The following is a 24,394-nucleotide window of genomic DNA, read 5'->3' on the forward strand; positions in this document are numbered from 1 at the left end:
TGCGACGTTACTGCTATGTTGATTTCCGCTCCGGGCAATCGCTTTTTAGCGGGTACGGCTTCAACCTCGGGCCAACACGATATTGGTCACATAGGCGTTTCCCCAAATGTTTTCGGTGGGGCGAGTAACCGCAGTCCCACTCTTTTAGAGAACAGCCTGCTGGTTTGTCCTATTATTTGTAAGTTTCCCTTTATCGTTTGTACCAAAAAACCTGAGTCCTCATTAACATCAACTCAGGTTTGACCACTCTGTTCTTTCTATTTAACTTTCTTCTTCCGTCCCAACAATATTAGTAATGACCCAGCCACTGTTCCTGCAATAATCGGTGCTTTTTTCAATTTATTCTCTTTCGTATAAAATGCATCTTTTAGTACTAGATTCATATTTTGCGGGCGTTCAGCCAGGCGGCGCATGAAATAACCAAACCAGTCCGTACCGAACGGAATATACGTGCAGAAGTGATAACCTTCTTCCGCCAGGTCATAATGCATCTCGCTCCGAAATCCGTAAAGCATCTGAAATTCGAACTTATCCTTATCTATCCCGTTTTTCTTAATAAAATCCTTTAATTCATTTATAATATTGTGATCATGTGTCGCAATCGATGTAAAGGCTTCTCCCAGCAATCTTTTCTTAGCCAGTTTAATAAAATTACGGTCAATGTCTCTTTTATCCTGATAAGCCACTTGCTCATTTTCTTTATACGCACCTTTTACCAGTCTGATTCTTACGTTTTCTAACTGTTCCAGATCCTTTTCAGAACGATGAAGATAGGACTGAACCACTGTCCCTACATTGTCATAGCTTTTTCTTAAAGAAGTGAGAAAATCCAGCGTTTGCTCATAATGTGCATAATCTTCCATATCTATGTTTATAAAAATATCATAGACAACTGCAACATCAAGAATTTCTTTCATATTCTCCATACAGAAAGATTGATCGATATCCAACCCCAATTGCGTCAGCTTTACAGATAAGTGACAATCCAGATTCTCTGTATGAATCTTTTCCAAAATATCTATACTTTCTTCTTTTGCTTTGGCCGCTTCTGTTTTATCTGCTACAAATTCTCCCAAATGGTCGATTGTGCCACGGATTCCATGACTATTCAATTTCTTGATGGTTTCTGAAACACTATTGATGTTTGTGCCGGCAACAAACTTTTCAGCCCCGATACGGAACCCCCATTTTTGGGCACTTTTATTTAAAATTTTATTATTTGATAAACCAATGAAAAAATCTCTTGTTAGATTTGACATGTTGGCAGCTCCCTTCACCAGATCCATAAACTATTTATAATTATACATTTAGGTGTATAATTAATCAATAATAATTTTTAAACACGTATTATATGCCGGCATTACATACAATAAGGGGATCAACAAAATTAGAATACTTGGCTTTTCCCAAGACTTTGTGCTAAAACATTAGTCCGCACTTTTACAGTAAGAAAGCGCATTCCTTCATGTGAATAATTTTTGAATATTTATGGCAATAGTACGATACTATTGCCATAAATATTCCGTTTGCTACCTAGAAATGTTGTGATAATGTTTTTGCTTCCAGAAAGTGATTCAGATAATCCGGTCCACCGGCTTTGGAATCAGTACCAGACATTTTAAAACCGCCAAATGGTTGATAACCTACAATTGCACCAGTACATCCACGATTAAAATAGAGATTACCTACTTGGAAATCATAGCGCGCACGGTTTAAATGCTCACGATTGTCAGAGATCACAGCGCCTGTCAGACCATATGCCGTGTTGTTTGCAATTTCCAGCAATTCATCGAAATCATTAGCTTTGGCAAACCCGACAACCGGACCAAATATCTCTTCTTGCATGATGCGTGCTTTCGGATCCAAATCTTTGAAGATTGTCGGGTGGACGAAGTAGCCTTTCGAATCATCCGTTTCTCCTCCGAAAGCAAGTTCTCCTTCTGCCTTACCAATTTCAATATACTCTTTAATCTTGTCGAATTGTTTTTGGTTAACAACAGCGCCCATGTAAAAGTCTTCTTCACTTGTATTACCAACTTTTAATTCTTTTGCCAATTCTACGGATCTTGCAAGTACGTCATCATACACATCTTTATGAATAATTGCTCTTGAGCATGCAGAACATTTCTGCCCGGAGAATCCGAATGCAGAATGCACAATTGATTCAGCAGCCAGTTCCAGATCTGCTTCGTTATCCACGATGATGGTATCTTTACCGCCCATTTCAGCAACTACAGTTTTAAGGAAGTTTTGCCCTTCCTGAACTTTTGCCGCGCGCTCAATAATCCTGGTTCCGGTTGCACGAGACCCTGTAAAGTTTATAAAGTGTGTACCTGGGTGATCGACAAGATGATCTCCGATTTCGGCAGGATCGCCTGGTACAAAACTTACCACACCTTTTGGCAGTCCTGCTTCTTCTAATACTTCCACTAGTTTATAGGCAATTACCGGTGTGTTTTCAGATGGTTTTAATAATACCGGGTTCCCTGCAACGATTGGTGCAACGGTAGTTCCTGCTACAATCGCAAATGCGAAATTCCATGGTGGAATCGTAACACCAGGCCCCATTGCCTGATAGAAATACGTGTTTTCTTCATTCACACGGTCATTGATTTCTTTACCTTTTGCAAGTTCTATCATTTGACGTGCATAGTATTCCATGAAATCAATGCCTTCTGCTGTGTCTGCATCAGCCTGCCCCCATGGTTTACCTGCATCGTATACTAGCCATGCGGAAAATTCATGCTTACGGCGGCGCACTATTGCTGCAGCTCTGTAAAGAACTTCCGCCCGTTCTACTGCTGTCCATCTGCTCCATGTTTTAAATGCTTCATAGGCTGCATCCATTGCCTTATTCACATGTTCCTTTGTTGCTTTCGATACATTTCCAACAACTTGGTTTTTATTGGAAGGGTTCATTGAAACCAGTTGATCATCTGTATAAATTTTCTCTCCATTGATCACCAGCGGATAATCCTGACCTAATTCCCCCTTCACTTTAGCAAGCGCCGACATGAATTCCCTGCGGTTAGTTTCATCATTGAAATCTGTAAACGGTTCATGTTTAAACGGTAATACCAATATAAAAACCTCCTTGATAATAGATAATTCCTAACTCATCAATCCCAACAATCTATACCTTCTTATCTGCTTAACAAAACCTTTCATCCTTCTATATGCAAATAATATGCCAACTTCAATTCTTTTGATTCTCACCAAATTATAACACCATCATGAAGGCGCTTTCAATTAACTAATAATTTCTCAGGTTCATAAACGGCATATAAGTCGTCAACGATGATGTTAACTTGATTTACAAAAGTGTAAACATGGCTTACAATATTATTTACACTTTTGCTTATATTATATCCAGAAAGAGGTGAACTGCAATGAATGATTACCTTGCATACCTGGAAGCTGTCCTCGCTGCAGAAGATGACGCCATTTCCATCATTGACGCAGACAAAGTCGTTCGATTCTGGAATGAGGCTGCCGTGCAAACATACAACATCAACCAAACAAAAATATTACACCGGCCAATCCATGATTTTTTCCATCATGATGATTTAATGATTCTAAGAGTTCTGGAAACAAAAGAAGCGGTACAAGACTCCTATCACCAGCCACGTGCAGATAAACATGTAGTGGTGAATGCCTCCCCTATCTTTAATGAAGCAAATAAATTGATTGGGGCCATTTCAGTCGAGAGAGACATTTCAAAAATTGTCAAATTAAATGAAAACCTATTGACGACCTCTTCACAATTAAATGAATTAAGGCAACAGGTATATACAAATAATGAAGAAACACCATTCACCAAACTGAATGGAAAAAGTGTCGCGTTAAAGCAGACAATCCAAATTGCTATGAAAGCAGCAAAAACAGATGCAACCACGCTGGTTCTCGGAGATAGCGGGACAGGTAAGGAAGTATGTGCCAGAGCCATTCATGAAGCAAGCCCACGTAAAGACGGCCCATTTATCCCGTTAAACTGTGGGGCCATACCTGCACCCTTATTTGAAAGCGAACTGTTCGGCTATGAAGGCGGGGCATTTACAGGTGCTGACAAAAAAGGGAAAAAAGGAAAAATTGAAATGGCAAATGGTGGGACCCTTTTTTTGGATGAAGTAGGCGAGCTTCCACTCGATATGCAGGTAAAGCTGCTCCGGGTACTGCAGGAAAACACCCTTTACCGGGTTGGCAGTTCTGAAGCAACATCCATAAATGTCCGATTTATTGCAGCAACCAATCAGGATTTGGAAGAACGCATGGATAAAAAACAATTTCGTTCGGATTTATTTTACCGGCTGAATGTCATTCAAATTACCATGCCCCCACTTCGTCAACGGATCAATGATATTCCTGAACTGGTGAAAACATTTCTGAAACAATTTGCCATTCAATACCAGGTTCCAACCCCTACACTGTCCCAGGATGCAATGGAATCTCTATTACAATATCACTGGCCGGGAAACGTAAGGGAACTACGTAATGTGATGGAAAGAGTCATCATTCTGTCTGAAAAATCAATGCTCAATAAACAGGATCTCATAAGCTTCTTCCAGCCTTCCGGGCGCCGGGAACGAACGCAGGACACTGTACACGTCCATTCTCTTACACAGCAGAAGGAAAACATGGAAGTGCAGAAAATTGAAGAAACACTGAAGCAATGTAATGGCAACAAGTCTGCCGCTGCAAAAATATTGGGGATTTCCAGGGTGACCCTTTATAATAAGATAAAGAAGTTCGGGATAGGTGATTGATTCCTGCCACGCAGCAGCAATAAAATTAATAAGGAGAGTGGAGGTACAGATGGATAAAATTCGAATGCTGCAATACGAAGACTACTTCCATTTGGAAGCCATGGACACCGGCATTGAAGATGATTATGTGAAGCATATATTTGACAAGCTGATACAGGGACCTAACCGTTTATTCGGATTATTTTCAGAAGGCCGGATGGTTAGTATGGGAGGATATTCTATCTATGCAAAACGTAATGTGATGTTAGGCAGATTACGCAGCGATAGACGGTATAAAGCAAATGGCTTCGCCTCCTCCCTAATGACCTATATGATGCACCAAGCATTTCAGCTGCCTCACATTCAGTGGGTTGGTGCCAATACACAGGAGCATAATATCCCAGCACAGCGTGTGATGGATAAAATTGGTCTATCCAGGCAGATTACGTTACACGGCGCTGTCACAACGGATGTTTCCGCACTTGTGACAGGTGCAAAGCGATGGAATCCCATTAATGATCTTGAACAAAAGAAGAAATGGGTAAAACAGACGTTCATTGAACACGCCATGTTTTTCCCATACGAGTGCTACTATCCATTCCCAGGTTCAGCGGATTTATTCCCTGACGATAACTTGAGACAATGGGCCTTTTACGAGAATGAAACAAAAACACGGTGTCTTATTATAAAAACCGATCAGAAAAAGCATCATTATCTCCATGCTGTTTATCCATGGAGTGATATTACATCACAAGCGGGATTATGGGAAACCATTTCAAATGAATACTGGAAATTTAAAAAACAGACAGAAGGAGAAACATACATATGGATGGATTTAACAAAAAGTGAGGCGCGTTTGCTCCCCTCTGAACACCAATTTGAATTACCTTCTCCCTGGATTCTGTACGGGATGGATAAACAGAAGTGGCAAAACATACAATCCGTACAAACCGGGGAAGCCCTTTATAAGAAATAAAGAGCCTATTATTACACTAAAATAAACATGTATATGATCAATAATCTCGATAAGGCAAACCTCCATTTTAAACTGAAGAGGATTGTCTTATTTTTTCTATACAAACGAATCCCATTATCCATTCCGAACGATTCAGGTGATGTGCCTTGGCTTGGGGGCGATGTTTGGCGAGATTCGGGTGATGCACACTGGCCTAGTGGCGATGTTTGTCGGGATTCGGGTGATGCGCCTTGGTTTGGGGGCGATGATTGACCGGATTCAGGTGATGTGCCTTGGCTTGGGGGCGATGTTTGGCGGGATTCGGGTGATGCACACTGGCCTGGGGGCGATGTTTAGCGAGATTCGGGTGATGCACATTGGCCTGGGGGCGATGTTTTACGAGATTCAGGCGATGCACACTGGCTTGAGGGCGATGTTTTACTAGATTCGGGTGATGCGCCTTGGCTTGGGGCGATGTTTGACGGGATTCGGGTGATGCGCCTTGGTTTGGGGAGATGTTTGTCGGGATTCGGGTGATGCGCCTTGGCCTGGGGGTGATGTTTTACGAGATTCAAGCGATGCACATGGGCCTGGGTGCGATGTTTGACGGGATTTGGGTGATGCACATTGGCCTGGGGGCGATGGTTGACGGGATTCGGGTGATGCGCCTTGGCTTGATGGCGATGTTTTACTAGATTCAGGCGATGCAGGTATACGTTTACTGTGGCTACACGCATCCAGAGTCTTGAAAACCATCAGCTCTATCCGTATAGCAGCGACTATATATTTATTAATTTTGACAAACAGAATCAAATAAGTTAAATTATCTAATGTACGAACGTTTTATAGTTTTATTAAATTAATATTCGTTTTTAGGAGTGAATACCATGGAAAATGTGTTTGATTATGAAGATATACAGTTGATTCCCGCAAAATGCGTAGTAGATAGTAGATCTGAGTGTGATACGACGGTAACCTTAGGTGGACATACATTTAAATTGCCTGTCGTACCTGCAAATATGCAAACAATTATAGATGAAGAAATTGCAATTTCCTTAGCAGAAAATAATTATTTTTATATCATGCATCGATTTGAACCAGAAAAACGACTGGCTTTCATTAAAGATATGAATGCTCGTGAATTAATTGCATCCATCAGTGTTGGTGTGAAAGAAGAAGAATACCAGTTCATCCAACAATTAGCAGATGAACAGCTTTCTCCGCAATTCATCACCATTGACATCGCACATGGTCACTCTACTGCAGTGATTAATATGATAAAGCATATAAAAAAACATTTGCCGCAAAGTTTCGTTATCGCAGGAAATGTTGGAACACCAGAAGCGGTAAGGGAATTGGAACATGCTGGTGCTGATGCAACAAAAGTAGGGATTGGACCAGGAAAAGTTTGTATCACAAAGACAAAAACAGGGTTTGGAACTGGCGGCTGGCAGTTAGCTGCATTAAAGTGGTGTGCTAAGGCTGCAAGCAAACCGATTTTAGCGGATGGAGGTATACGTACACACGGAGATGTAGCTAAATCGATTCGATTTGGTGCATCGATGGTGATGATCGGTTCTTTATTTGCCGGACATGAAGAATCTCCAGGAGAAACAGTGGAGAAAGGCGGAAAAAGCTATAAAGAATATTTCGGTTCAGCTTCGGAGTTTCAAAAAGGCGAAAAGAAAAATGTAGAAGGCAAAAAAATTATTGTGGAGCACAAAGGTTCTCTGAAAGATACGTTAAAAGAAATGGAGCAAGATCTCCAATCCGCTATTTCCTATGCAGGAGGTACTAAATTGGATGCCATCCGCTATGTGGATTATGTCGTTGTGAAGAATTCCATTTTTAATGGGGATAAAACGTATTAAGGGTCTTAAAATACATTAAAAAGACTTCGGATCAGGCTCCCCTTTACGATTGCAGAGTAATATGAAATCGAAAAAAGCTGCCAGCAATTCTAAATTGCCAGCAGCTTTTGTTCTTCTATATAACATGCAGAACATTATTCAACAATGGTGACATCTACTGTTTTTCTTCCCCAGCTATATGCTTGATCTTTGGTTGGTACATGGACATCAATTTTATTTCCATTGATCGCACCACCAGTATCAGCAGCAACAGCATGGCCATAGCCCTCTACATAAACTTCCGTACCTAATGGGATAACATTTGGGTCAACAGCAATTACTTTTGCGTTTGGATTTTCATTCAAATTCATTCCAGTTGCGGTAACACCTGAGCACCCGGAACACCCTGCCGTATATGCAGTAGACTCAACGGATATTGTTTTGCCTTCTGCCTGTTCAGATTTTGTTTCCTGTTCTTTCGGCTCGGTTTTTACTTCCGTCTTTTCTGTATTTGATTCAGTAGTCTCTGCTTTTGGTTCACTTGTTTCTGTACTGGCTACAGTTTCTTCAGCTTTCTGTGTTTCAGGTTCAGCTTTTGGGCTTGCTGCAGCTTCCTCAGTTTCTTGTGTTTCAGGTTCAGCTTCTGGACTTGCTGCCGTTTCCTCAGTTTCTTGTGGTGCTTCCTGCTCCACAGGTTTTGCGCCATTGACAGCCAATTCTTGACCGGTAATGATTAGATTTGAAGAGAGATTATTCCACGCCTTCAAATCGGCTACTGACACACCGTGCTCGGTACTAATGCCATTTAGCGTATCACCCTGTTGCACGACATAATATTCATTTTCATTGAGTTGCAATACTTGATTCGGATGAATAATATGGGAATTCAATCCATTTATATCCATTAATGCTTCCACCGATGTATTATTTTCATTTGCTATATTCCAAAGACTATCTCCCTTTTCCACTTGATAATCTGCTGCTGATACGGACGTTGCAGTAATACCTGCAATGATGACACCTGTTAATGTGGCTACTAATTTTTTCATTAGTAAATTCCCCCTTTAATTACTGACAAGACTTATCGTAACATAGCTTTCTCCCTTTTGTGGTTACAGCTCGTTTAAGAGTGAGTTACGAGGATTACAAATTGGAAATGATTGTTACAATTGGAATAAACTTGTTACAGAAGGACATATTCCGGATTAGACAAGCATAAAATTATAGGCTGGACACATAAAAAAACCCATCCATTACTTTGAGGTGGGTTTGAACAAAGATAGTTAATTGGTGTGTTATTCCAGATTTTTTATAAAATGAACCATTGCAATTATTTATTGGTTCGTTCATGGCTTAGATTAGGTGAATTTAATCTTCATGATTTCATAGACATGGCTAGTTGCATCGCCAGCCGAATCGGAATTGCGGGGTTTTCCATTTGATTGACATCTCCAATAAAAAACATATCCTTTTCGGGATAGTAAAATGCTAAGGAACCTGTTGAACCAGAATGACCGATTAACTCACCTTTTCCCATAAAAAGTGTTGCAAGACCATTTAGTGGAACTCTCATATATCCAGCACCGTAATGAATTGGAAGCATAGAAGTCTGCAACCTGTTATTTACTTTTAGTTCATGAAAAACAGTATTATTAAATAATTTCCCTTTAAAGAAAGCCTTGATAAATACCATTAATTCACGAGCCGTAGAAACACAACCGCCACTTGCGCGAATGCTCATAAGTAATTTTGGAAGGTAAAAGGCAGTGTCCTTATAATAAATATACGGGATAAAATCATTCTCATCTTTCGGGAGATATGTATTTCTGAGTCCTAAAGGATCAAAAATTAATTGGTTATACACATCTTCCAATGTTGAATTAGTAACTATTTCAACTATTTTTCCGAGGATTTCAAAGTTTATATTTGCGTAATGAGCTCTTTTTCCCGTATCCGGTGCAAAGTGTGGTTTGATTTCCTTCGTCTTTATTATGGCTTCATTAAAATCAGTTTGCACATCCTTATAAATAGCACGTTTTTTCGACTTATTGCTACCCTCCTCAATTACATCACGCAATCCACTTGTATGAAACAATAAGTTCGAGAGTGTAAGGCTATTAGAATACTCTCGACCTTTGTAAACATGAAGGTTCCTTAATGTGTCTTTTTTTAAATATCTTGTTATTTCATCATCTAGAGACAGTTTTCCCTGCTCTCTCAGAATAAAAATACAAGTGGTTGTGAACAGCTTTGTGATACTTGCCATAAAGAATGGCGTATCTGCATGCTTACCCCCGTACCCAAGGCTGTATGAAACATCTCCATTGGAGTTTTCTACGAGAAGAATAGATTCATGTATTTGCTTTTTCTTTGTAACGTTTCCAAAAATTTTTTGGACTTTTTGTTTTTGAATTTCTATGTGGATACCCCCCGTGTTATTTATTATAATAACGACTTTGACTGATACGATTGTTCCGCTAAATGGCCCTTCAATAGCAAATTGGGCGTTGTCTTTATTTCGGAAGTGCGCCCGATGATTGAATATTCCTCTCTGATATTAGTTCGTAAAATTTAACAAGAAATCTTGCATGGAACCATAAAAAGCAAATAATGAAACAATAATACTAATAAAGCCCATTCGCCTTCGTTCCTTTTTAATCTCGGATATACCCATAACCAGAACCATTACTCCCATAAAAAACATCATATATGGCATTACATCAGTATTTCCTGTTATCAATCCATAAATTGCTAAAGCACCGGTAATTATTGCTGATATAGCTCTCATAATATTTAACAATTTAAACCTCACCCTTAAAATTGAGTCTAATCCTTGTTCCAGAAGCTACCTTTAACTGAAGAATAAACCTTATCTTTTCTCCAAACTTTTAATAAGTCTTATAAACCAATATAATACCATCCAAGGAAGAATAAACTTTGTAGCCCATTCTATTAATTTTGGAACTAGGTATGATGCATTTACTCCTATAAAATCAAGAGCAAACCAAAGTCCCAATAAAATCACTATAGTGATAATTATATTTGTTATAGATTGATGCATTTTTTTTGACCGTTTTGAAAACGTATGAATGGCTAAAACAATTAATGTAACAATCACTACCAAAATAATAAGGAACACTAACTGAAATATAATATCTCCCCAATAATAAGAGCTAATTTCATTCAAAAAAACACCCCCCCACAGACCATATACTCTAAGACTATAATATTGTATTAATTATCCCGCATTCGTTTTATCAATACAATAGTTTATTCCGAAAAATAGAACGATTCCGGTATAATGACAATCAAATTCAGTACAGTACTGTATTTTCATAGAAAAGCTTATTATTTTTCTAATCGCAGTCCCGGGACTGGGGGTTCTTAGCCTCCACTGCCATGTACATTGCAACTTTAAGAAATCAGCATAGCCGTTATGTCACAGTTTATACCAACCGCGAAAGTTAAAGGGCAACAAATCTTTTGAAAGGAGCCTTATTTTTCCACAATCCATTCATCTATCTGTTCCCCTAAATGACGGCCGGGAGTGTCCTGGATACAGCGAATTTTGTCGCCTGGTTTCACTTCCAAAATGGAAACCTCTCCTTTGTTTTCTTCAACGACATGTACACTGGAAGATTGCTGCAGGGTCGCCGAAATGAGACCATCTTCTGTTTTACATACGATCCGTATAAAGGGGCGTTTCTCCATTTTTACCCTGCCAACACTTATTTCTCTCTCCCTTTCTGCATCTGTAACGATCAGAACATCAGCTGGATTTACTTCATGTACATATAATGTTTTTTCAGGTTGATACAAATATTGGTGAAAGGATCCTGCATTAATTCGAAATGGACGTGGCGGATAGTTTTCAGATTGGCGATTTTCAGACAAGACATGGACATAACCAGAGCCAGTATTGCCAACAAAAATCCCTTCCTTCTCATCCAGTATATCGATGAAATCAATACAGACACGCATCCCTTCACCAACTTCATGGATCTCTATGATTTCAAAGAATTGCTGATTTCCTGATGTGAATGCTTCCATTATTATCCCTTCCTTATCCTTGTAATATATAAAAGTGGCGGGAATTCGAATATTCACCCGCCACTTAGAATTATTTATTTTTTGTTTCAAATTCGTTCATGAAGGCAATAAGTGCTTTTACTCCTTCTAAGGGCATGGCATTGTAAATACTTGCACGCATACCTCCAACAGAGCGGTGTCCTTTTAACGTTTCCAAACCAGCAGCCTTTGCTTCTTTGACAAATTGTGCATCAAGATCACGTTCAGGAATAATGAAAGGAATATTCATCAGTGATCTGCTTTCCTTTTTCACAGGTGAATGGTACAAGTCTGATGCTTCAATGAAGTCATACAGAAGCCTCGCTTTTTCACGGTTCACATGTTCCATTTCCTGTAAACCACCACGTTCTTTGAGCCATTCAAACACTAACTTCGCCATATAAATCGCAAAGGTTGGTGGTGTGTTATACAAAGAGTTTGAGTCACTGAAGGTTTGGTAGTCCATCATAGCTGGACATGTGTCTGCAGCTTGCCCGATTAAATCTTCACGTATGATGACAACTGTTACTCCGGCAGGCCCGATGTTTTTCTGTGCACCTGCATAGATTAAACCAAACTTTGACACATCCACTTGTTCAGATAGAATATTGGACGACATATCTGCAACAAGCGGTACCTCTCCTGTATCAGGAATTTCATGATACGATGTTCCTTCAATCGTATTGTTTGTCGTAATATGCACATAATCTGCTTCTGAATCAATCATACTTGAATCGATTTTTGGTATGTATGTAAAATTCTCATCCTCCGAGGAAGCAATCACCCTGATATCACCGAATTTCTTCGCTTCTTTAATTGCTTTTTTTGACCAGGATCCTGTATTCACAAAATCAGCCTTGCCACTATTTACAAGCAGATTCATCGGCACCATCGCAAATTGCTGTGAAGCACCTCCCTGCAGGAAGAGCACCTTGTAATTATCCGGAATCTGCATAAGCTCCCGAAGCAGACGCTCTGCATCTTCGATAATTTCAGTAAATAAAGCGGAACGGTGGCTTAGCTCTGTTACAGACATCCCGGATTCTTCATAACTTAAAAACTCATTTTTTACTTTTTCCAGGACTGGAAATGGAAGCATGGAAGGTCCAGCCGAAAAATTAAATACACGTTTCATTTTAGCAACATCCTATTCTATATGTAGTAGTAAAACAGAAAAAGGCAAGGACTCTTTTCCTTACCTCATTTGCCCAGACGAACGGCTAAATCCACGTTATGTGCTCCCTTACGGTTAATCCGCTGCATCGCCAGTTACACATAATCTTTACCTGCAATTTTATCACATTTAAAAATCTTTTCAATATCATTCGCTTGTCATGCACCAGGTTTTTTGGCCATTTTAAAAACCACCATGCTAATTTGCTTACGGGGTTAGTACAGGGGGGCAAACAATCAAATAACATCTAAACACACATTATTTCACATTCAAAATAGCGTGAATATGTTTTGCGGCACGTAATTGAAATTTTTAGTAAATTTATATAAGAGAATATAGAAAATTGTGGTAAAATGTGTTTAAAGATTGTGAATAAAGTTCGTAATGCTGGCACAGGATCGTTAGATTAGCAATTATAGGAATATGTGAAGAATACAGGAGATGTTATTGATGAGACCTAACCTTACAATCGAAATTAGTATGGAAGATTTTAAAGATTATTATTGGTTAAAAGAAGAACTACAATGTTTTTGCAGGGAAAATGGGATAAGTGCATCTGGTTCGAAAATAGAGATTTCCAGTAGAATTGAAACATTTCTTCAGACAGGAGAGATTAAAAAGCCAGCCAGAAAATCGGGAATAAACAAGAAGGTAAAATCCAAATCTGAATTAAGTCTTGATACAGTCATCACAGAAAATCATCGGTGTAGTCAAGATGTAAGGGCATTTTTCAAGACAGTCATCCCGAATTTCCATTTTTCTACATACATCCAAAACTATTTTAAAAACCATATTGGAAATACATATCGTGATGTTGTAGATGCCTGGTATGAGGAAGAAGAACGAAAAAAAGCCCCCTCCTATAAGCGGAGAATTGCTCCTCAATTTGAATACAATCAATTTATTCGTGATTTTTTTGCAGACCCGAAAAATCAGGAGAAAAGTCGTTATGATGCGATTGAATCCTGGAATAAAATCAAAAAACTTCCTGGTAGTAATAAATATATTCCTGAATAAAACTTTTTTTCACCAAAATATTTCGTATTCCGATTTTCTATGACTCTTTTTATTACCTCCATTTTCGCAGATGAATCTATAATAATTTTTAGGTGCGAAAGTCAATTATTAAGATAACGGAAGATTTCGTTCAAAAAGAAATAATAAAAGAAGCTTAGAGAAAAAATTCCCTAAGCTTCTTTAATGTGAATGATGATCTAAAACCCTTGTGATTGTTGTGTGAATTAACTTTGTGTACCTCACGAGTAAGCCCATTACTAATTTGCACCGTGGCTTTTCCTAAATTATTTAACAGAAAGAATCCTTTGATTTAGGGACAGACAGCCCGAACAGCGGCCTGAGATATAATGCGACAAACGTTCCTCCCAATGCCAGGATCCCCCAGATATATCCATGCAGACTGAAGGATGCAATCCCGCCAAAGTATGCGCCTATGTTACAGCCGAATGCTAAACGGGCGCCATAGCCCATGAGTAGTCCACCGATTACTGCGGCACTTACATTCTTTCGATTCATTTTCGAAAATTTGAAAAGTCCTCCTGCTGCGGAAGCAAGGAATGCCCCCAGAATAACACCAAGATTTAATACTGTTGTTGAATCAGAAAAAATGGATGCTTCCAGTGCTGCTGCATTTGCACCTTGCCAATATCCCCAGCTAGCTACATCAATGCCAAAGAATTGTGCCACTTTAGATCCCCAGAGTGCAAAGGCTGATGTGATTCCCCATGGTTGACCGCGAACCATTAATGTTAAGGCATTAAGTACGGCTAAAACAATTGCTGCTACTAATAATGGCCATGATCCACGAAAAATTCTCTTCCAGCCTGACTCAGAAGGTACTGGTGCCATTTTCGGCGCTTTTCTCCTTCTCTCTACTACAAGAGTAATCCAGGTGATCAAGCCAAATAAAGCAATGGATAACACCCAGGCCCCGCCATAGCCGAATCCAGTAGATGTGGCTAGAGAGACCGGTTCAAATGCTGGTAAATCTTCCGTCCAAAATGGCAGATGGTATGCTCCTACAGTTGACCCAATGATGAAAAACAATAGCGTCACGAACATGACGGAGCGTCCCCCACCAACGGCATAAAGCGTACCGGATGCACAGCCTCCACCAAGCTGCATTCCTATTCCAAACATGAAGGCACCTACAACAAGGCTAACACCAACTGGCGATACATATCCTGCAACACCATTACCAAAGAATGAATAGCCGAACGCGAGAATCGGCGCAAATAGTGTAACCGCAACGGCTAACATTAACATATGCGCTCGCACCGCTTGCCCATTCCCAACCGATGCCAGCCTGCGAAACGCTGAGGTAAATCCAAAGCGGGCATGGAATAATGTATATCCAAGTAGCAGACCAATTACAAGGAGTAATGACTGCACAATATTTTGCGTGAACATGAGAAAGACCATCAGTATTGCCCCAACAAGGAGCCCTCCAATAATTAATGGCATTTGCGGTTTATTTAAATCAGGGCGACGCTCCACTTGATCTTTTACTTCATCTACAGGTTGAACCTTCGTTGCTGCTGTCTTCATTCGAAACACCCTTTTCCCGATAAATTTAATATGATTACTACATTATATTAACCTTTGGGCGTCTTTGTGTCAACGTTTTGAATGAGAATGATAATATAGTTGTTTATTTTTAAAACCTCAAACACGCATAACCTCGCCCTGGTTTTTGGACGAGGTTAAAATAAAGTTGTTTAATTTTTGATAAAAAACACATTACCTGAACTTAAAAAATAACAATAAAGTCGTTTAAAAATCTAAGTCTATTCAACAATCGCGCGCTTTCCTTGAATATCGATATTAGAAAACGATTGTTTAAAATCTAAAAGGAATCTTCCATTAAAGTACCTGAGACGAAAACAAAAAGATCTCGTTCTGAGGTCAAGTATCTATTGAAAAAGTTGGTTCTTTTTTGATTCTTTTACCTTTTGGGTACTAAGCACAAAGCTAGCGATTGCTGCAATACTACAAACATATGGGAGTAGAGAATATCCCCAAATAGATATGACATAACCTCCAATCGTTGAACCAATGGTAATACCAATATAAAGAGCCGTATTATTCCATGCCATAACAATTCCTCGTTCTTTTGGATATTCCACTGCTAATCTCGCTTGGTATGATGTAAATCCTGCATACCCGACTAAAGCCCATATAAACAGAAAGAAATAAACCCAATCTCCAGATGAGAAGAATATCCCTAAACAAATGAGTACTAGAGTCAAGAAAATTAGCGTAGCCTTCGAAATCTTTCTTTCTCCAAATTTATCTGTTAATTGCCCACTTATAAGGCTTCCTAAAACAGCACCGACACCAAAAAAGGTAACAGCCAATGCGATTTCTGATGATGAGAATCTATTTTCGGAGTAAAGCGCTGCACCTAAATAAACATAAAGGGCATACATAGAAATCGCCCAAATGGTAGTAACACTTACGGAACCAAGTATTCTTAGAAGATTCCCTTCTAATAGACGACTTCTTGTTAAATCACTTTTAGGAATAGATTTCCATGTCTTGAAGTTCACTGCCGCCAATATGGCTCCTATGATCGCCATTACAACAAATACTGAACGCCAACCAAGAAAATGCTCTAATAACGTACCGAATGGTGCCCCTGCCCAAAGAGCTGTTAAGTGTCCTGAGACAACAATCGAAAGCCATTTTCCTCTTCGATTTGGTGGAGCAATATCTCCAATGATTGCGTATATCAAAGGAGTAATTGAAGCAACGGACAAACCAGCTAAAATACGACTAACAATTAGCCATAAAAATGAAGAAGCAAAAGCAGTTAGCGCGTTAGAAATAGCGAACAATAATAAACCAAACGTAATAATTGTTCTTCGTCCCTTTTTATCTGAAAGCCAACCAAAGAATGGAGCCGAAAAGGCATATGTAACCGCAAAAACAGTTACCATCCATCCAGTCGCCTCTGGACTAACCTTATATGCTTCCGAAATGAACGGTAATAACGGAGACACCACAAATAAGTCAGTACCCATTAGAAACAAAGTTATCCAACTAACACTTAAATTTGCCCTCCCTCGTATCTCCATAGACCCCCCATATAAAATCATTTATACATGTATATTCACTAGGGGTCATAAAAAAGAAGCGATCTTAAAGGAAAGCGCCCTTTTGCTTTAATAAATAAGCAAGTAATTTTGTTCTTATTGCTTAAATGCTTCTAATCTTTGAACTTGAACTCCTTTGTCATCAAAGTTCTCCTCTGCCAACCATTGGGTTAATGCTTGTTTTTGTAGAGGCCATTCTTCTATTACCATTGAAAACCAACTGGTGTTTCGTGAGCGGTTTTTATAGATAACGGCATTTCTGAAGGTGCCTTCATACTTAAATCCTAAACGTTTTGCTGTTTGAATGGAGGGAGCATTAAGGGAATCACATTTCCATTCATAACGTCGGTATTGGAGTTCTTCGAATACATACAGGGCTAATAAATAGTGTGCTTCGGTAGACATTCTTGTTCTTCTTAATGCATCCGAAAAATTAATATTCCCTACTTCAATCACCCCATTTGCCTGATCTATCCTCATTAAACTAAAGATCCCAAGCGGTTTGTTTGTCTCTTTATTTAACACGGCATAATAGATGTGTGTGCTGCTTTCTATTTTTTCTAGTAATGTCTGCTCAAATGCTTCATAGTTGTGAGGTGGTTCGTCGGGTAAGTAGGTCCAATTACTAGGATGAGAATTTTTATAGGCGTTATAGAGATCTTTGGTGTGTGTACGAGATAATCTAGTGACAATGGTATACTTTCCGACGTAATACATATCAGAAGGGAATTTTCTTTTCTGCCAATTGGACAAGTCCTCACCAATTGGCTGGTTGTATTTGTTTATTCTCTGATTCATTTAATCACCACATTTCATTACATTATTTTATTGCAGTATAACTCGTTAAGAATAATTAATCATCTGGTCTTTAATGATTTATTCCACAAACTGGCCTTTAATGGAATAAAATGATTAAAGTTTTTAAACAACTTTATTGTAACTTAAACGACTTTATTTGTAATTAAACAACTTTATTGTCACTCAACATTTTGATGGAGAAAACAATAAAGAAAAGCGACCACCTTTTTTAGATGATCGCTTTTCCACTTTACTTTTTACCATCATTTAATCGTCTGGCCTCTTCAGGGCTCGACATTTTAGTTGACCCTTTATAACGAAGACCAACATCCCTGTCTGATTCAACACGTCCACTCTCTCTTAACTTTTTTTCCTGGCGGTCTCGTCCCATTTAAACACCCCCTTCATTTTGTCTGTTTTATTATGTGATTATATGGCTATACCTATTAACGTTCGTTGCATGAAGTTATACACTAAAACAGCCCTGTTCAAATATGAACAGGGCTGTTTTTATGACAATTTCAAATGCTTTTTTAAAATTAAGCCAGTTAATCGAGCGAGTACGTATTTTAGTTGGATGACATTATTCCTGATAGAAAGCTCCATTTGTTATTTTCCTGACAATTTTGTTCAATGAAAATATGGCACCTCCGATGACAGCAATAATAATAAGATAGAAGATTAATGTACGCAGCCATTCAGCCGACAGCTGCTTCACAATCCAATTCCCTCCACCGTAAATGAGAATGGTGGCAATCGCAATTGTGAAAAGAAAAGAGATACTGATACCAAGAATCTGGCGGGTTTTAAGTTTTTTTAGTATATGCCTATTTTGAAAGATTATATAAAATACAGTACCAATTGATAAAACAAGGGTAAAAATATCAGACATTGTTATACTCCCAACTTCAATATTTCATTTTTGCTTTTACTATAATAAACTGCCACCAATCCTTCTTTCTATTGAAATACAGAATAAAATCAGTAGTTATAAATGTATACGATTCTTACTTGATTTTGTTTCACTCTTTTACTTATTTCTCCCCTAACAAATTTCGCTACAAGACAAGCCTTATTCGTAAGAAAGTATCCTTGGTCTGTGAAAGTTTTTCAGGAATTCGGAGCATTTCTATTTACTGTTTCTCTGTCCAAAATAAAAAACTGCTAGACCTGACTTAGTTTCCTTTCAGGCCCAACAGCTTTTTTAATATCCGTTATTTTGCGGGTTCCAGGTCTGTGATGGAATCGATATCCATATAATCCGGAACCACCATTCCTATTTTCGCACCTTCCAGGTTAGCTCCTAAGTCTTCAAAGTTTCCTTCATGTTCGTCATAAAATTCTTTAGTGGTAATTGGCATCCAGACTGCCACGGTAGCATCAACATCTGAAGTTGCAACCGCCTGGTACATGACAGCTACATCGGCAGTTGTCACTGTCACATTAAAGCCTTTTTGTTCCATCACTTCAGCGACAGCATACGTGGAGGTTAATTCCGAATCCCACTGGGTGCTGGCAATTTCCACTTCCACTCCATCCACATCTTGGACTCCCTCTGTCCATGCTTTAGTTTTTTCAGGATTATCATGGACCCATTGTCTGGAAAGCTCTTCAATATCTTCTCCTGTTTGTTCCGCTTCCAGCATGATGCCTTCCATATCTTCAACTTCCCATGCAAACTGGTCCAATAGTTTATGTGCTTCCGGCTTTTCCTCTTTTAGGCCTGTCCGAGCTAGTGTCCTGATCTCTTCTGCTTCTCCATAAACACCATCAGGGTCTTCCAAATATTTAAGATCCGGATACTGGGCAAACATCCAATGCGGATTCCATCCTGTCACAATAATTGGTTCTTCATTATCAATTGCCTCGTTTAAACTTGACATCATAGCTGCAGTCGACGACTGTTTGAGTTCCCATCCCTCGAGATTACTGTAATGATTTATTGCTTCTTCTGTCGTTACTGTTACACCTGCTCCTGGCTCAATCCCAGTAATTTCATAATCGATTTCTTCACTGTAGCCGGTTGATTCATTGTTTCCGGAAGTCTCTTCATCAGCTGAATCATCCGACCCGCAAGCGGCCAGGACTAGCATTAATGTAATCATGATTAATATTAAAATCTTTTTCATCTGAATGTTGCTCCTTTCATAAATATGTAATAATATATTATTAATTTCATCCATATAAGATGGTAACACAAACTTGTATAAAAGAAGGAAATAGAGCTCGAGAATAAAGGACAAGTATGTTTGGATATTTTGGCAGTTAAGAAACCATAAAATTTCTTACTGCATAAGTGCGGGACTCGGCAAATTGCCTAACCTATAGCAAATGCCAAGTTTTCTAAATTCCTTCTTCTGATTCCATGCATACAGCATCTACCCTTTTTAAGAACAGGCATCTTCAGTATTTAACAATTCTTCTTCAATTTACAGGTTTAATTACCGGGCTGATGAGGGAAAATGAGTTGCGAAATGAATCATAAAATTATGTGTAAGGGGAGAAGAAAAAATGAAATTGTATCAGGTGCGTAAAGGACAGTTTGTGTATTATAAGAATGAATTACACAAGGTTTATTCCATTAAACATGTGTACAAAAAGCCTGTATATCTATACCGGTTGAAGGATATGCAACGAATCCAGGCAAAAGCAAGTGATATTACATGGATCAAACCACAGGATAAGGATACATTTATTTTTTATGGAAAGCGATACACAATCAATGAAAATAGTGTACCAGAGCCCGGTGACTACATTCTGATAACGAAACCAGCACCTGATTTATTTGACAACTACTCCTTGAATGAAATAGAAAAAGTCGAAACAGTAATAGATAAAAATTTAACTACGACCAGAGACAATGGTGTCCGATCAAATGAATACATGATGATGGTTCCCGGCAAGACGGAAGCAGGCCGCGAGATTGCTTACGAGGATCCGGGTCTGGTATCAGAATCTCAACAGGAAAAGGACGAATCCGTTACCTATCTTGTGGAAAGTGATGAATCTCTAAATCCGGTAGTTGGCGATATCTATATTGATGTTCATCAGCGTACAAAAGCAATGATTGTCGCCATGACGGCAGATGAAGTCATATTCGGCCATGGCGTTCATGTCCATGTTGCCGAACTCCTTGATCCAAGCAATTTTGAACTTGTATACCCTGTGGGGGAAAAATTGTAAACATCTGGGGGATTGCCTGATAGCACATAAATCTGAATCAAATTTATAAAAACCACCTGGAACGGTACTGAGCCTCGTTCCAGGTGGTTTTTTAAAAAGTCCATACCAATTATTTTCTGATTGAATCCTGCTTAACATGTGGACGCTGGAGCTGGACATGTTCTTTACTGAGAAAGAATTGATATGCTGCCAAATATATAAATTCTTAAAAGCACACTTACGCTTCCATAAATCCAACTACCGCATCAACGAGACTGTATATGCCCAGCCCACTGGCTATGAGCACAATAAATCCTCCTACAATATTTAGCTTGACGGAGTTTACATATTTTCCAAGCGCGTTTTTATTGTTAACAACCACCAATAGAAAAATGGTAATAACCGGCAAAATCAGCCCATTTAATGCCTGTGCAAATAAAATCAACTGCATTGGTTCGAACCCCAACGCTGACGTGATGATTCCAATTCCAATGACGATGGCGAAAATCAATTTAAATCGCCAATTAGAGAACCCGGTGCCCCAGTTTGTGACCCCGCCAATGGTATAAGCTGCTCCAAGCGGTGACGCCATGGCCGATGAAAATCCTGCTGCCAGCATTCCAATACTAATAAAAGCAGTTGCCCATTCACCAAGTGTCGGCTCCAGCGCCATAGCTAATCCTTCGATTCCAGTAACATCATAACCACGAATCATTGTACCTGCAGTAATAATAACTGCTGCCGTAATCAGCCCACCAAGACCAATGGTAATGACAATATCCTTTCGGGCTTTTTTCAGGTTGGAAGGATCTTTCCAACGCTCCTTTGCACCGGAAGCATGCAAAAACAGATTATAAGGAACAACGGTTGTCCCGATAAGCGCAACGATAACGACAATTGACCCACTTGGAATGGAAGGGATAAATGCCCCCTCAAACATTTCAAGAATATCGGGCTGGACAACCACCATTGTTGTAAGGAAAGTGATACTCATGATGGCGACAAGAACAATAAGTATTTTTTCAAAACGTTTATACGTTCCAAAGAGACCAATGATAAGAATAATCAGACCAATAACAGGGGCGATGTAATTTTGTGGAATACCTGTCATGAGAGAGATCCCGAGCGCTGCCCCTGTTAAATCACCGGCCATGTAAGCAGCACATCCGAAGCCGATGGAAGAACCAATCAGGATCGACGTACTATATTTTAATACCGGCCGCTCAAATTGCTCGCGGATAGCTTCCCCCAGCCCCTTTCCTGTTACTATCCCAAGCCGGGAAGCCATCTCTTGCAAAAACATCGTCGTGATGACGGAAAATACAATTGCCCAAAGCAATGAATAGCCAAAGGATGCACCGGCCTGCGTTGCGGTGGAAATCGTACCAGGCCCCATAAAAGATGCGGCAATAATCGCACCCGGACCGATGACTTTCAGCTTTTCTTTCATTTTGGCAAAAAACGAGGGCTTATCCATGCAACAAGCTCCTTTTTTCTATTCTTATTGTGTATCACTAATTGCTATACCCTGCATGCGATTTCAAGAAACGTATGATAAAAAGGCGCCAGTGTTAATAAAAGTGTCTCCTCTGTGTTCGGTCTTTCAACAGCCTGGTATGTGACCGAATGATGGCGCTGCCTCTTGCGTTCGGTCGTTCATCACATCGATGAGGGACAGAATTACGCCTCTGGCCCCGCTTTCGGTCGTTCATCAGCCCGATGAGGGACAGAATGACAACCCCTCCTCCGCGTTCGGTCACTCTCCACCCCGATGATAATCATAACTATAATAGAACTTCTATGAAGGAAGAGTTGCTTACTGGAGATTATTTTCATATAAAAATAGGCTGTACCAAGCGAGGTACAGCCTATCACACAAGTTCTACTAACCTAATTTATTGACATACTGACGCATATTATCGGTTATTCCTGCCACACAAATTGTCGCGGGATCTTTTTCGATATCCAATTCGATAGTGGAACCATCTGTTGGCAAGGTTTTCTCAAAAATTGTCTCATATTCGGAAACCGTTACTTCTGTTCGTGATGCAAACAATGTCGCATTGTTTGCAACATGTAAATGCTCCCGGTAATTTGGCTGCAGGATCCCAGTAAAGAACTCCCCTACCGCCCCAGAACCATAGCTGAACAGGCCAATTCTGGAACCTGCTGCCAAATCTTCTTTTTGGTCCAGAAGGGAAAGTAAACTTAAATACAATGATCCAGTATAAATATTTCCAACATTTCGATTATACGTTGTGCTGACCTGATAATTTTCCATCAAGCGATCCTGATCTGCTTGTGTGCCTTCATCCAGAACAGCCTTCAATGCCTTTTTCCCCATCTTGGTATATGGCAAATGGAAACAGATTGCTTCAAAATCTTTCAGCTCCAAACCTGATTTGGCTTTGTACTGTTCCCAGACTTTGGAAAAGAATAAAATGTATTGTTCATTTGATAACTTTCCATCGACAAACGCCTTGTCCGAGTATATTGGACGCCAGAAGTCCATAATATCATTGGTCAAATAAGTACTTTGATCTTCCAGTGCCAAGATGCCTGGATCGGCACTGACCACCATCGCAACTGCTCCAGCTCCTTGCGTTGCCTCTCCTGAAGTATTCAAGCCATACCTTGCAATATCTGACCCCAATACCAATACCTTACTTTCCGGATTCAACGCAATATGTCCTTTCGCCATTTGAATTGCAGCAGTCGCTCCATAACAGGCCTGCTTCACTTCAATAGCACGGGCTTGTGGATCTAACCCCAACAGTTGGTGAACATAAACCCCTGCCGATTTTGAATGATCGACACCTGATTCCGTCCCAAAAATGACAAAGTCAATCTTTTCCTTATCCGCTTCGTCCAAAATTTCCAAAGCCGCATTTGCTGCCAATGTCACCGTACCCTGCGTTATCGGAGCAATTGCCATCTTTTCCTGCCCGATACCGATTGTATACTTTTCGGGCTCTACGTTTCTGGCAACGGCCAATTTGTTCATATCCACATATAAATGTGGCGCATAAAAACCAATTTTATCAATTCCTATTTTCAATCGAAACACTCCTTTGCTTTTGAATAAATTCCAGTGATGCTATAAGGATAATTTCCCAGGCAATATGTAAAACATTTCACGGGGGTATGTAATATAAATGACATACGTTACAATCCTTAATGATAATATAAGAAGAAAATAAAAACAATGAATAGGAAGCAGGAGAAATTGATCTCCTGCTTCCTATTATGATTCCAGAATTTTGACCTTTATATTAGCATAAACTCCTCCTGCTCCGGTTCCTGTCAGCAATGGTACTCCGTCAATAACATTCGCTTTCATCTCTTCTGGAACAAGGGTTGCGGCTATAATAAAATCATAGTCATTTTGTTTATTGATTGCTTCACTGACTTTTCCTTGATGGATTTCGACCTTTTCATATAGTGCTTCTCTCTTTAACCATTCTTTTAATTTTCCGATAATTATAGTGGAAGTGGCGACACCAGTAGCACAGATAACTAACATTTTTTTCATA

At 39.5% G+C, this 24,394-nt stretch carries 24 protein-coding genes and 1 riboswitch; of the genes, 7 read left to right on the forward strand and 17 right to left on the reverse strand.

From position 1 onward, the window contains the following. Positions 1 to 257: 257 nt before the first annotated feature. Positions 258 to 1,259: a proline dehydrogenase family protein gene (locus ACZ427_RS11050; RefSeq protein WP_461178513.1), complete on the reverse strand. Its 1,002-nt coding sequence runs from the start codon at positions 1,257 to 1,259 to the stop codon at positions 258 to 260. A 274-nt stretch (positions 1,260 to 1,533) separates the two neighbouring features. Next, the gene (gene pruA, locus ACZ427_RS11055) at positions 1,534 to 3,081 is read right to left on the reverse strand and encodes an L-glutamate gamma-semialdehyde dehydrogenase (RefSeq protein WP_461178514.1); all 1,548 of its coding nucleotides are present in this window, start codon (positions 3,079 to 3,081) and stop codon (positions 1,534 to 1,536) included. Positions 3,082 to 3,389: 308 nt separating this feature from the next. On the opposite strand from pruA, the gene ACZ427_RS11060 reads away from it, so the two are divergent. The 5 genes from ACZ427_RS11060 (at position 3,390) to guaC (ending at position 7,568) form a co-directional block, all read left to right on the forward strand. Beyond that, positions 3,390 to 4,763: a sigma-54 interaction domain-containing protein gene (locus ACZ427_RS11060; RefSeq protein WP_461178515.1), complete on the forward strand. Its 1,374-nt coding sequence runs from the start codon at positions 3,390 to 3,392 to the stop codon at positions 4,761 to 4,763. A gap of 49 nt (positions 4,764 to 4,812) precedes the next feature. Beyond that, positions 4,813 to 5,718, forward strand: a complete 906-nt coding sequence (locus ACZ427_RS11065; RefSeq protein WP_461178516.1) for a GNAT family N-acetyltransferase — start codon at positions 4,813 to 4,815, stop codon at positions 5,716 to 5,718. Between the two features lie 82 nt (positions 5,719 to 5,800). Next, on the forward strand, positions 5,801 to 6,142 hold the full coding sequence (locus tag ACZ427_RS11070) for a hypothetical protein (RefSeq protein WP_461178517.1): 342 nt from the start codon (positions 5,801 to 5,803) through the stop codon (positions 6,140 to 6,142). Positions 6,143 to 6,233: 91 nt separating this feature from the next. Then, entirely contained in the window at positions 6,234 to 6,392 is a 159-nt protein-coding gene (locus ACZ427_RS11075) for a hypothetical protein (protein WP_464883422.1), read from the forward strand. 192 nt (positions 6,393 to 6,584) lie between these two features. After that, positions 6,585 to 7,568: a GMP reductase gene (gene guaC, locus ACZ427_RS11080; RefSeq protein ID WP_461178519.1), complete on the forward strand. Its 984-nt coding sequence runs from the start codon at positions 6,585 to 6,587 to the stop codon at positions 7,566 to 7,568. 134 nt (positions 7,569 to 7,702) lie between these two features. Here the strand turns inward: guaC and ACZ427_RS11085 are convergent, their stop codons facing one another. The 6 genes from ACZ427_RS11085 to serC all read right to left on the reverse strand — a co-directional run bounded on the left by ACZ427_RS11085 (position 7,703) and on the right by serC (position 12,750). Next, complete coding sequence (locus ACZ427_RS11085) at positions 7,703 to 8,596, reverse strand: 3D domain-containing protein (RefSeq protein WP_461178520.1); 894 nt, start codon at positions 8,594 to 8,596, stop codon at positions 7,703 to 7,705. A 326-nt stretch (positions 8,597 to 8,922) separates the two neighbouring features. After that, complete coding sequence (locus ACZ427_RS11090; RefSeq protein ID WP_464883423.1) at positions 8,923 to 9,813, reverse strand: serine hydrolase domain-containing protein; 891 nt, start codon at positions 9,811 to 9,813, stop codon at positions 8,923 to 8,925. Between the two features lie 291 nt (positions 9,814 to 10,104). Beyond that, on the reverse strand, positions 10,105 to 10,335 hold the full coding sequence (locus ACZ427_RS11095; RefSeq protein WP_461178521.1) for a YczI family protein: 231 nt from the start codon (positions 10,333 to 10,335) through the stop codon (positions 10,105 to 10,107). A gap of 81 nt (positions 10,336 to 10,416) precedes the next feature. Beyond that, positions 10,417 to 10,734 carry a hypothetical protein gene (locus ACZ427_RS11100; RefSeq protein ID WP_461178522.1) on the reverse strand — a complete coding sequence of 106 codons (318 nt, stop codon included), beginning with the start codon at positions 10,732 to 10,734 and terminating at the stop codon, positions 10,417 to 10,419. Between the two features lie 308 nt (positions 10,735 to 11,042). Next, positions 11,043 to 11,597, reverse strand: coding sequence for a 3-dehydroquinate synthase II domain-containing protein (locus tag ACZ427_RS11105; protein ID WP_461178523.1), 555 nt, complete (start codon positions 11,595 to 11,597; stop codon positions 11,043 to 11,045). Between the two features lie 70 nt (positions 11,598 to 11,667). Further along, entirely contained in the window at positions 11,668 to 12,750 is a 1,083-nt protein-coding gene (gene serC, locus ACZ427_RS11110; protein WP_461178524.1) for a 3-phosphoserine/phosphohydroxythreonine transaminase, read from the reverse strand. A gap of 64 nt (positions 12,751 to 12,814) precedes the next feature. After that, positions 12,815 to 12,898: riboswitch (ZMP/ZTP riboswitch) on the reverse strand. Positions 12,899 to 13,239: 341 nt separating this feature from the next. Here serC and ACZ427_RS11115 point away from each other — a divergent pair. Beyond that, positions 13,240 to 13,806 (forward strand): DUF6434 domain-containing protein, encoded by a 567-nt coding sequence (locus ACZ427_RS11115; RefSeq protein WP_461178525.1) that lies wholly within the window; start codon positions 13,240 to 13,242, stop codon positions 13,804 to 13,806. Between the two features lie 288 nt (positions 13,807 to 14,094). Here ACZ427_RS11115 and ACZ427_RS11120 read toward each other — a convergent pair whose 3' ends face one another. The 6 genes from ACZ427_RS11120 to ACZ427_RS11145 all read right to left on the reverse strand — a co-directional run bounded on the left by ACZ427_RS11120 (position 14,095) and on the right by ACZ427_RS11145 (position 19,828). Further along, complete coding sequence (locus ACZ427_RS11120) at positions 14,095 to 15,354, reverse strand: YeeE/YedE family protein (RefSeq protein ID WP_461178526.1); 1,260 nt, start codon at positions 15,352 to 15,354, stop codon at positions 14,095 to 14,097. Between the two features lie 365 nt (positions 15,355 to 15,719). Next, positions 15,720 to 16,904: an MFS transporter gene (locus tag ACZ427_RS11125; protein WP_461178527.1), complete on the reverse strand. Its 1,185-nt coding sequence runs from the start codon at positions 16,902 to 16,904 to the stop codon at positions 15,720 to 15,722. Positions 16,905 to 16,997: 93 nt separating this feature from the next. Beyond that, positions 16,998 to 17,699 (reverse strand): GNAT family N-acetyltransferase, encoded by a 702-nt coding sequence (locus ACZ427_RS11130; RefSeq protein WP_461178528.1) that lies wholly within the window; start codon positions 17,697 to 17,699, stop codon positions 16,998 to 17,000. A gap of 250 nt (positions 17,700 to 17,949) precedes the next feature. Continuing rightward, positions 17,950 to 18,090, reverse strand: coding sequence for a YpzI family protein (locus ACZ427_RS11135; RefSeq protein WP_087971477.1), 141 nt, complete (start codon positions 18,088 to 18,090; stop codon positions 17,950 to 17,952). Between the two features lie 192 nt (positions 18,091 to 18,282). Further along, positions 18,283 to 18,591, reverse strand: a complete 309-nt coding sequence (locus ACZ427_RS11140; protein ID WP_461178529.1) for a hypothetical protein — start codon at positions 18,589 to 18,591, stop codon at positions 18,283 to 18,285. Between the two features lie 322 nt (positions 18,592 to 18,913). Further along, positions 18,914 to 19,828 carry a glycine betaine ABC transporter substrate-binding protein gene (locus ACZ427_RS11145; protein ID WP_461178530.1) on the reverse strand — a complete coding sequence of 305 codons (915 nt, stop codon included), beginning with the start codon at positions 19,826 to 19,828 and terminating at the stop codon, positions 18,914 to 18,916. Positions 19,829 to 20,210: 382 nt separating this feature from the next. On the opposite strand from ACZ427_RS11145, the gene ACZ427_RS11150 reads away from it, so the two are divergent. Beyond that, positions 20,211 to 20,882 (forward strand): hypothetical protein, encoded by a 672-nt coding sequence (locus ACZ427_RS11150; protein WP_461178531.1) that lies wholly within the window; start codon positions 20,211 to 20,213, stop codon positions 20,880 to 20,882. Positions 20,883 to 21,099: 217 nt separating this feature from the next. Here ACZ427_RS11150 and ACZ427_RS11155 read toward each other — a convergent pair whose 3' ends face one another. The 3 genes from ACZ427_RS11155 to ACZ427_RS11165 all read right to left on the reverse strand — a co-directional run bounded on the left by ACZ427_RS11155 (position 21,100) and on the right by ACZ427_RS11165 (position 24,393). Further along, positions 21,100 to 22,338, reverse strand: a complete 1,239-nt coding sequence (locus tag ACZ427_RS11155; protein WP_461178532.1) for an Nramp family divalent metal transporter — start codon at positions 22,336 to 22,338, stop codon at positions 21,100 to 21,102. 408 nt (positions 22,339 to 22,746) lie between these two features. Further along, positions 22,747 to 23,919, reverse strand: a complete 1,173-nt coding sequence (locus ACZ427_RS11160; protein ID WP_464883424.1) for a hydroxymethylglutaryl-CoA synthase — start codon at positions 23,917 to 23,919, stop codon at positions 22,747 to 22,749. Between the two features lie 186 nt (positions 23,920 to 24,105). Next, positions 24,106 to 24,393 (reverse strand): PTS sugar transporter subunit IIB, encoded by a 288-nt coding sequence (locus tag ACZ427_RS11165; protein ID WP_461178534.1) that lies wholly within the window; start codon positions 24,391 to 24,393, stop codon positions 24,106 to 24,108. Position 24,394 lies beyond the last annotated feature (1 nt).

The sequence above is a fragment of the Virgibacillus ainsalahensis genome, from assembly GCF_055380755.1.